At 67.4% G+C, this 8578-nt stretch carries 5 protein-coding genes and 1 riboswitch; all 5 genes read left to right on the top strand.

The annotated features are described in order from the left end of the window. The first annotated feature begins 131 nt into the window (after positions 1–131). The 5 genes from ACZ54P_RS34640 to ACZ54P_RS34620 all read left to right on the top strand — a co-directional run bounded on the left by ACZ54P_RS34640 (position 132) and on the right by ACZ54P_RS34620 (position 8048). A complete protein-coding gene (locus ACZ54P_RS34640; RefSeq protein WP_016333204.1) occupies positions 132–1208 on the top strand; it encodes a ribonucleotide-diphosphate reductase subunit beta in 1077 nt (358 codons plus the stop codon). A 120-nt stretch (positions 1209–1328) separates the two neighbouring features. Next, positions 1329–1549: riboswitch (cobalamin riboswitch) on the top strand. Positions 1550–1650: 101 nt separating this feature from the next. Further along, the gene (gene metE / locus ACZ54P_RS34635) at positions 1651–3924 is read left to right on the top strand and encodes a 5-methyltetrahydropteroyltriglutamate--homocysteine S-methyltransferase (RefSeq protein WP_465465819.1); all 2274 of its coding nucleotides are present in this window, start codon (positions 1651–1653) and stop codon (positions 3922–3924) included. Positions 3925–4061: 137 nt separating this feature from the next. Then, a complete protein-coding gene (locus ACZ54P_RS34630; protein WP_465465818.1) occupies positions 4062–5507 on the top strand; it encodes a cytochrome P450 in 1446 nt (481 codons plus the stop codon). A gap of 208 nt (positions 5508–5715) precedes the next feature. After that, positions 5716–7566, top strand: a complete 1851-nt coding sequence (locus ACZ54P_RS34625; RefSeq protein WP_465465817.1) for a putative bifunctional diguanylate cyclase/phosphodiesterase — start codon at positions 5716–5718, stop codon at positions 7564–7566. 17 nt (positions 7567–7583) lie between these two features. Continuing rightward, positions 7584–8048 (top strand): peroxiredoxin, encoded by a 465-nt coding sequence (locus ACZ54P_RS34620; protein WP_465465816.1) that lies wholly within the window; start codon positions 7584–7586, stop codon positions 8046–8048. Positions 8049–8578: the final 530 nt, after the last annotated feature.

The raw sequence follows: 8578 nt of genomic DNA, 5'->3' as shown, positions 1-8578 counted from the left end.
CGAGGGCACCGCCGGCGGGGTCGACACCCCTGAGGGAGAGGCTTGCGGGTGCCCGCCGGGGGGGGGTGGGCGGTTCTGGTTCCACCCAAAAACCCCCCCCACGACCCCCCCAACTCTCAAAGTGAGCCTTCATGACCACCTTTGACGCCTCCACCGACGCCACCGGGCTCGGTGAGATCGAAGTCGGCGCCGCCCGCATCAACGTCGACGACAAGCGGATGATCAACGCCCGCGCCGACGTCAACCAGCTGCTGCCGATGAAGTACACCTGGGCGTGGGAGAAGTACCTCGCCGGCTGCAACAACCACTGGATGCCGACCGAGGTCGCCATGCAGGCCGACATCGCGCTGTGGAAGTCGCCCGACGGCCTCACCGAGGACGAGCGCACCATGCTCAAGCGCAACCTCGGCTTCTTCGCCACCGCGGAGTCGCTGGTGGCCAACAACATCGTGCTCGCGGTGTACCGGCAGATCACCAACCCCGAGTGCCGCCAGTACCTGCTGCGCCAGGCGTTCGAGGAGGCCGTGCACACGCACACCTTCCAGTACATCTGCGAGAGCCTCGGCCTGGTCGAGGGCGAGCTGTTCAACATGTACCGCGAGGTCCCGTCCATCTCGGACAAGGACGCGTGGGCGCTGAAGTACACGCAGAACCTGGAGAACCCGGACTTCGAGACCGGCACCCCGGAAGCCGACCAGAACTTCCTGCGGGACCTGGTCGCGTTCTACGTGATCTTCGAAGGCATGTGGTTCTACACCGGCTTCGCGCAGATCCTCTCGCTCGGCCGCCGGAACAAGATGATCGGAATCGCCGAGCAGTACCAGTACATCCTGCGCGACGAGTCGATCCACCTGAACTTCGGCATCGACTGCATCAACCAGATCAAGATCGAGAACCCGCACCTGTGGACCGAGGAGTTCCAGGCGGAGATCCGGACGATGCTGACCGAGGCGTGCGAACTCGAGGTCGCCTACGCCCGCGACACCATGCCGCGCGGCATGCTCGGGCTCTCGGCCGAACTGATCGAGCAGTACATGCACTTCATCACCGACCGGCGGGCGCAGCAGATCGGCCTCGCGCCGATCTTCGGCGAGACGGAGAACCCGTTCCCGTGGATGTCGGAGGCGATGGACCTCAAGAAGGAGAAGAACTTCTTCGAGACCCGCGTCATCGAGTACCAGTCCGGTGGCGCCCTCGACTGGGACTGATCACCTGAGCTGACGAAACGGCCCGCCCCGCGCACTCGCGCCGGGCGGGCCTTTTCACGAGCCTCGTGAGTGGTAATGACGGTTAGAACCATCACTACCACTCACGAGCCTCGGCTGAGTACGCTGCAGAGTGCTACTGGTTCGACCGGCCTCCCAGGCCGGTCGAGGTAACAGGGAACCCGGTGTGAATCCGGGACTGCCCCGCAGCGGTATGTGGGAACGAAAGCCGTCACCGTGCGAGACACGGTAAAGCACTGGGCAAGGCGCCCGGGAAGCGACGGCCGGTAGGAGCGAGTGCGTCGCCCACGAGTCCGAAGACCTGCCCGTGGTACGCGCGCCGACGGCGTGCGTGAGTCCGGGCCTCGTGGGATGGGCACGACCGAACTGCGGTCACTCCTGCGCGCGCTTCGGGCTCTGACGACAAGCTCGCGAGGAGAGAGCTGTGACCGAAATCGGCACCACTGTGCTGGGCTACCCCCGGATCGGACCGGACCGGGAACTCAAACGGGCGCTCGAACGCTACTGGGCAGGCAAGAGCGACGAGGCAGCGCTCCTGGAGACCGGCCGTGCGCTGCGCACCCGGACCTGGCGAGAGCTCAAGGACGCCGGACTGGATTCCGTCCCCTCCAACACGTTCTCGCACTACGATCAGGTGCTCGACACCGCCGAGCTGTTCGGCGCGCTGCCGGAGCGCTTCACGAAGCTCGGCCTTTCGCCGCTCGACACCTACTTCGCCGCCGCGCGCGGGGTGCAGGACGCGCCGGCGATGGAGATGACGAAGTGGTTCGACACCAACTATCACTACATCGTCCCCGAGCTCGGGCCTGACACGACGTTCGCGCTCAGCGGCACCAAGCCGCTCGACGAGTACCGTGAGTCCCGCGCGATCGGCGTCGAAACGCGACCGGTGCTGGTGGGCCCGGTGACGTTCCTGCTGCTCGCCAAGCCCGCCGAGAATGCTCCGGAAGGCTTCCGGCCACTGGAATTGCTCGACAATCTCCTCGACGCCTATGTCGAACTGCTGCGGCGCCTGCATGACGAAGGCGTCGAGTGGGTTCAGTTCGATGAACCCGCCTTCGCGGCAGACCGCACCGAGCAGGAACTCAACGCGCTCATCCGTGCCTACCATCGGCTCGCGAAGGCGACCGCGCGGCCGAAGATCCTGGTCGCCGGGTACTTCGGCGGTCTTGGCCGCGGGCTGGGCGTGCTCGCCCGTTCACCGATCGACGCGGTCGCCGTCGATCTCGTCAGCGACGAATCCTTTGTGGACGCGGTCGCGGCCGAGCCCGCCTTGCGCGACAAGGAAGTCCTCGCCGGTGTCGTGGACGGGCGCAACGTCTGGCGCACCGACCCCACTCGTGCGCTCAGCCGGGCGGCGAGGCTGCTCGGAACCGCGAGGTCGGTCAGCGTCTCGACGTCGTGCTCGCTGCTGCACGTGCCTTACGACGTCGAACGCGAGGACGGGCTCCACCCGCGTCTCAAGGGTTGGCTCGCCTTCGCCAAGCAAAAGGTCGACGAGGTCGTCCTGCTCGGCCGGGCGCTCAAGGAAGAAGGCGTCGACCTCTCGGCGGCCCGTGCCGCGGCGGCCGACCGGGCGTCCGCGACCGAACTGGTCGACGCCGGGGTCCGCGCCCGGCTGGAATCGCTGCGCCCGGAGGACACCGTCCGCTCCCCCTACGCGCGACGCGCGGCGGCGCAGCAGGCAGCGCTGAATCTCCCGCCGTTGCCCAGCACCACGATCGGCTCGTTCCCGCAGACCACCGACGTCCGTAAGGCACGCGCCGCGCACAAGGCCGGCGCACTGGACGACGCGGGCTACGAGACCGCGATGAAAGCGGAGATCGAACGCGTCGTCCGATTGCAGGAGGACCTCGGCCTGGACGTGCTGGTGCACGGCGAACCCGAGCGCAACGACATGGTCCAGTACTTCGCCGAACGGCTGGCCGGATTCGCCGCCACCGACTTCGGCTGGGTGCAGTCCTATGGCTCGCGCTGTGTCCGGCCGCCGATCCTGTACGGCGACGTCTCGCGGCCCGAACCGATGACAGTCGAGTGGGCCCGCTACGCGCAGAGTCTGACCGCGAAGCCGGTCAAGGGGATGCTGACCGGGCCGGTGACGATCCTGGCGTGGTCGTTCGTCCGCGACGACCAGCCGCTGGGCGAGACCGCCCGCCAGGTCTCGTTGGCCATCCGCGACGAGGTCCACGACCTGCAGGCGGCGGGGATCCGCGTCATCCAGGTGGATGAGCCCGCGCTGCGGGAACTGCTCCCGTTGTGCGCCGCGGCGCACGAGGCGTACTTCGCCTGGGCGATCTCGTCGTTCCGGCTGGCGACGTCCGGGATCGACGACGCGACCCAGATCCACACGCATATGTGTTACTCGGAGTTCGGCGAGGTGCTCACCGCGATCGACGCGCTCGACGCCGACGTCACCAGTATCGAGGCCGCCCGGTCGAAGATGGAGGTCGTCACCGATCTCGGCGCGGCGGGCTTCGGCCGTGGCGTCGGGCCGGGTGTGTACGACATCCACTCGCCACGCGTTCCGGACGTCGACGAGGTCAGCGGGCTGCTGCGGACCGCCGTCGGCGCCGTGCCCGCCGAGCGGATCTGGGTCAACCCGGACTGCGGCCTGAAGACCCGCGGTTACGCCGAGGTCGAGCCCGCCCTGCGGAACCTGGTCGCCGCGGCCCACAGGGTCCGCGCCGAACTGGCCTGACCGTTCCGTGAAGGCCTCCTTCCCTACTCTGAAGGTAGGGAAGGAGGCCTTCACGTCCTTCCGCCGGGGTATTGTCAGGACGTCAATAAGGGTGCGATGGTGGAGCGGTAACCGATCTCGACGGGGAGATGGCCACCATGGCGAACACGGTCGAAAAGGTCACCGGGGCACTGCGCGAACGGGTCCCGCCGCTCACCTCGATCCCCCTGCCGCGGTCGGTCGACCAGCGCTGGCTCGGCGCGACCTGGCCGGTCCGCGAACTCGCGCCCGCCCCGCCGGGCCTCAAACCCGTCCTCGGCGACGAGGGCCCGCCCGTCATCGGGCACGCGCTGGACTTCATGCGCTTCGGCATCGAGTTCGGCCTCAAGCGCTACGAGACCTACGGTCCGGTGTCGTGGATGGGCGCCTTCGGCCGCCGCATCGTCGCGCTCTCCGGCCCCGAGGCCACGCAGATCGCGTTGGTGAACAAGGACAAGGCCTTCTCGCAGGAGGGCTGGAAGTTCTTCATCGAGCAGTTCTTCGACCGCGGCCTGATGCTGCTCGACTTCGGCGAACACCATCTGCACCGCCGGATCATGCAGGCGGCGTTCACCCGGCAACGGCTCACCGGCTACGTCGACCAGATGGGACCGGCGCTGCGCGAAGGCGTCGCGGCCTGGGCGGACCGGCCCAATCCGCGGATCTACTGGTCCCTCAAGCAACTCACGCTCGACGTCGCGACGCGCGTGTTCATGGGTATGCGCTCCGGCGACGACGCGGCCGCGATCAACCGCGCGTTCGTGAACTCCGTGCGCGCGGGCACGGCCATCGTGCGCTTCCCCGTTCCCGGCGGTCGCTGGGCGGCGGGCTTGCACGGGCGCAAGGTACTCGAACGCTACTTTTCGGCGAACCTGCCCGCGAAACGGCGAAGCGACGGCGACGACCTGTTCACCGCGTTGTGTCACGCCACCACCGAAGACGGTGATCGTTTCACCGACGCCGACGTCGTCAACCACATGATCTTCCTGATGATGGCGGCGCACGACACCTCGACCATCACCAGTGCCGCCGCCGTCTACCACCTCGCCAAGAACCCCGGATGGCAGGAACGCGCGCGCCAGGAGTCCCTCGCGCTCGGCGACGGCGTGCCGGACATCGAGGCGCTGGAGACGTTGACGACGCTGGATCTGGTCATCAAGGAATCGCTGCGCCTGATCGCCCCGGTACCTTCCCTGGCCAGGAAAACCGTGAAGGACACCGAAGTTCTCGGCCATTTCATTCCGGAAGGGACACTGGTCGGGGTTTCCCCCACCGTCAACCATTTCGCGCCGGAGCACTGGACCGACCCGATGCGCTTCGACCCTGACCGTTTCAGCGAACAGCGGCGTGAAGACAAGTCGCACCGTTACGCGTGGATGCCGTTCGGCGGCGGCGCCCACAAGTGCGTCGGGCTGCATTTCGGGACGTTCGAAGTGAAGGCGCTGCTGCACGAAATGCTGCGCGCGTATCGCTGGTCGGTCCCCGAGGACTACACCGCTCGCTGGGACTACGTCTCTCTACCGGTGCCCGCGGACGGTCTGCCGATCCGGCTGACGGCACGCTGAATCCCGACCGAAGGGACACCACTATCGAGTACTCTTGGTAACTTCCGGTCACCACTCGTGTAGTAGGCATCACCCTTTCAGCCGGTAGACACCCCGGATCGCGCGTGATGCCGTGGCACTACTCCCGGTCGGCTCATACCTAGTGTGGGTCCCTGAGCCCGGACACCCTGTCTGAGCTGGCCATAAACCGCGCATGAAGAGGTGAAGTGTGCCTGAGCCTGGTGCCGCGCCAGGGTTGGTGGACGTCGCTCGGAGATGGGCCGCGACGCTCGCTGACACTAAAGGAGTATCGCTTCCCCAAGAGCAACTCGAACAGCTGTTGCTCGGCGTCGCGCAGGACGCCGTCCGGACCGAGCCCGACCACAAGCCTGCTGTGCAGCGTTTCTCCAAGCTCTATTCCGCCTCGCCCATCGGGATCGCGCTTGCCGACTCCGACGGCGAGATCGTCGAGGCGAACGACGCGCTCGGCAAACTCCTCGGCTACCCTCCCTCAGCGCTGCGCGGGCGGAACATCGCCGATCTCGGCTCGGCCGACCACGACATCGCCCGGCTGCGGAACGGGCTCTCGCAGCTGATGAAGTTCGGCAGGCCGACCCAGCAGGAACGCCTGCTGCTGGACCACGGCGAGGAAGGCTCGCTCTGGGCCGACGTGACCCTGACCGACCTGCCCGGTGACCGGCCCGGCTCGACCTACCCGGTGCTGATGGTCGCCGACGCCAATGAGATCCACCTGTTGCAGGAACGGCTGGTGCACCAGAACGTGCACGACCCGCTGACCGGCCTGCCGAACGCCACCGCGTTCGACAACGCCCTCGAAACCGCGCTGGCCGGTTCCGGCGGCGAACAGGTCGCGCTCGTCTACCTCGACGTCGACGGCTTCAAGGTGATCAACGACGGGCTCGGCGCCGGGGTCGGCGACCAGGTGCTGCGCGGGGTCGCGACCAAGCTCAAGTCCGTGTTCACCGGCAGGCACAACGGTTCCGTCGCCCGGCTGTCCGGTGACGGGTTCGCCGTCCTGCTGCGCGGCGAGTTCACCTCGCCCCAGGTGATCGCGCTGGTCGAACAGGCGCTGGAGGAACTGGCCGAGCCGATCTACCTCGGCGGGCACGGCATCGGGGTCAGCGCGAGCGCCGGCATCGTCGTCCGCCCGGTCGCCGACGGCGGTCCGGAGGATCTGCTCCGCGCGGCGGAGATCGCCCTGCACCGCGCCAAAGAAGCGGGCAAGGCGCAGTGGATGCTGTTCGACCCGGAACTCGACGCCCGCGACCGTGGCCGCTACCAGCTCGGCGCGGTCATCGCGGGCGCGCTGGAGAACGGTGAGTTCTCGCTGATCTACCAGCCGACGGTGAAGCTCGCGAATCCGGATCAGCTGGCCGCGGTCAACGCCGGGCTGCGCTGGAACCACCCGGAGAAAGGCGAACTGGACTCCGACGAGTTCTATCCGCTGGCGCAGATCACCGGGATGACCATCCCGCTCGGCCGATGGCTGCTCGCCGAGTCACTCGCCGCCACCGCACGCTGGCGGAGCCGGTTCGGCGAGGCCGCGCCGGACGTCTGCGTACGGCTGCCGAACCGGCTGGCCATCGACCCCGATCTGGTGCTGCTGGTCAAGGAACAGCTCGACCGCCACCACCTTCCCGCGCAGGCGCTGCGGCTCTGCACGGACCGCGAATCCGTCCTCGACCCGCGCTGCGGAGAGGTGCTGGACTCCTTCGCCGTCCTGGCCGAGCTGGGTGCCCAGCTGGTGCTGACCATCTCCGGTTCGGCCGATCTGGAACTGATCCCGCAACACCGGCTGCCCGTCCGCCACGTGATCCTCTCCGGCGCGGTGGTCGACGCGCTGGCCGAGCGCGAAGACGAGGCCGACGTGCGGCATCTGTGCCAGCTGGTCGCCCGCGCCAAGGAGCTGAAGCTGCGCATCGGCGCGGAAGGCGTCCGCAGTCACGAACAGGCCGAGCGGCTGCGACGGCACGGCGTGCTCGCGGCGCGTGGTCCGTTCGTCGCCGACTCCGCCACCGGGGACGAGGTCGACGAGCTGATCGAACGCCACGCCCACTGACGTGACAGGATCCAGGCATGGACCAAGGTGACATCGCCCCGGACTTCACCCTTCCCGACGACAAGGGCGAGGAGCGCACCCTCTCGGACTTCCTCTCGTCCGGCCCGGTGGTGCTGTTCTTCTACCCCGCCGCGATGACCAGCGGCTGCACCGCGGAAAGCTGCCACTTCCGCGATCTCGCCGCGGAATTCGCCGAGGTGGGCGCGCACCGCGTCGGCATCAGCCCGGACGCCGTCGCCAAACAGCAGGAGTTCTCGGCCAAGCACGGCTTCGACTATCCACTGCTGTCCGATGTGGACGGTGTGGTGGCCAGGCAGTTCGGTGTCTGGCGCAAATTCAGCCCGCTGCACGCCAAACGGCACACGTTCGTCATCGACACCGACCGCAAGGTGCTCGAGGTGATCAAGAGCGAGCTGAAGTTCACCGTGCACGCCGACAAGGCACTCGCGGCCTTGCGCGCGCGTAAAACCCGTGAGGGGTAAAGAAGGTCTGTGAAGGCTTGCTTCCCTGCTCTCAAGGCCAGGGTCCCGGCAGCAGGCCTGCGCGAGGGCGACGGTTCAGCGGATGCCGGAATCGACGACGGAGGATCGGGGACGTTGAATGTCCTTGATCCTCCGTTGATCGACATCAGGTCGGCCACGACCTCCGGCACGCCCCGGTCAGGATCAACCCGCTCTTGACTGTCCATAAGGGACACTTCCCGCAACCGTGTCGCCCGGTCTGGTGGTTTGCGCGGTTTCGCGTGGGGGTCATGAGTGTTAATGAGCGTTCTATTGCGGGGTAAGGCAAACGTGTCGAGTTGCGAGCGACGTTGGCTCGCGCCGTGGCCTGATGTCCCCGATGACGCATTGGGGACGCTGATCGTCTCCACTGCCGCATTGGGGACATGCCCGCCTCCCGATTGCGTGCTCACACCGCCAGAGGTGACCGGCCTCCCCCAGCCCTCAAGGAGGTGTCGGGGAAGGGACCTTTCGGGCAGGTGGTGTTCCCAAAATGGGTTTCTTTACACCCT

The sequence above is a fragment of the Amycolatopsis sp. NPDC034160 genome, assembly GCF_055575355.1.
Note: the sequence above shows the minus strand (reverse complement) of the source record. Positions and strands in the feature narration are given on the sequence as shown.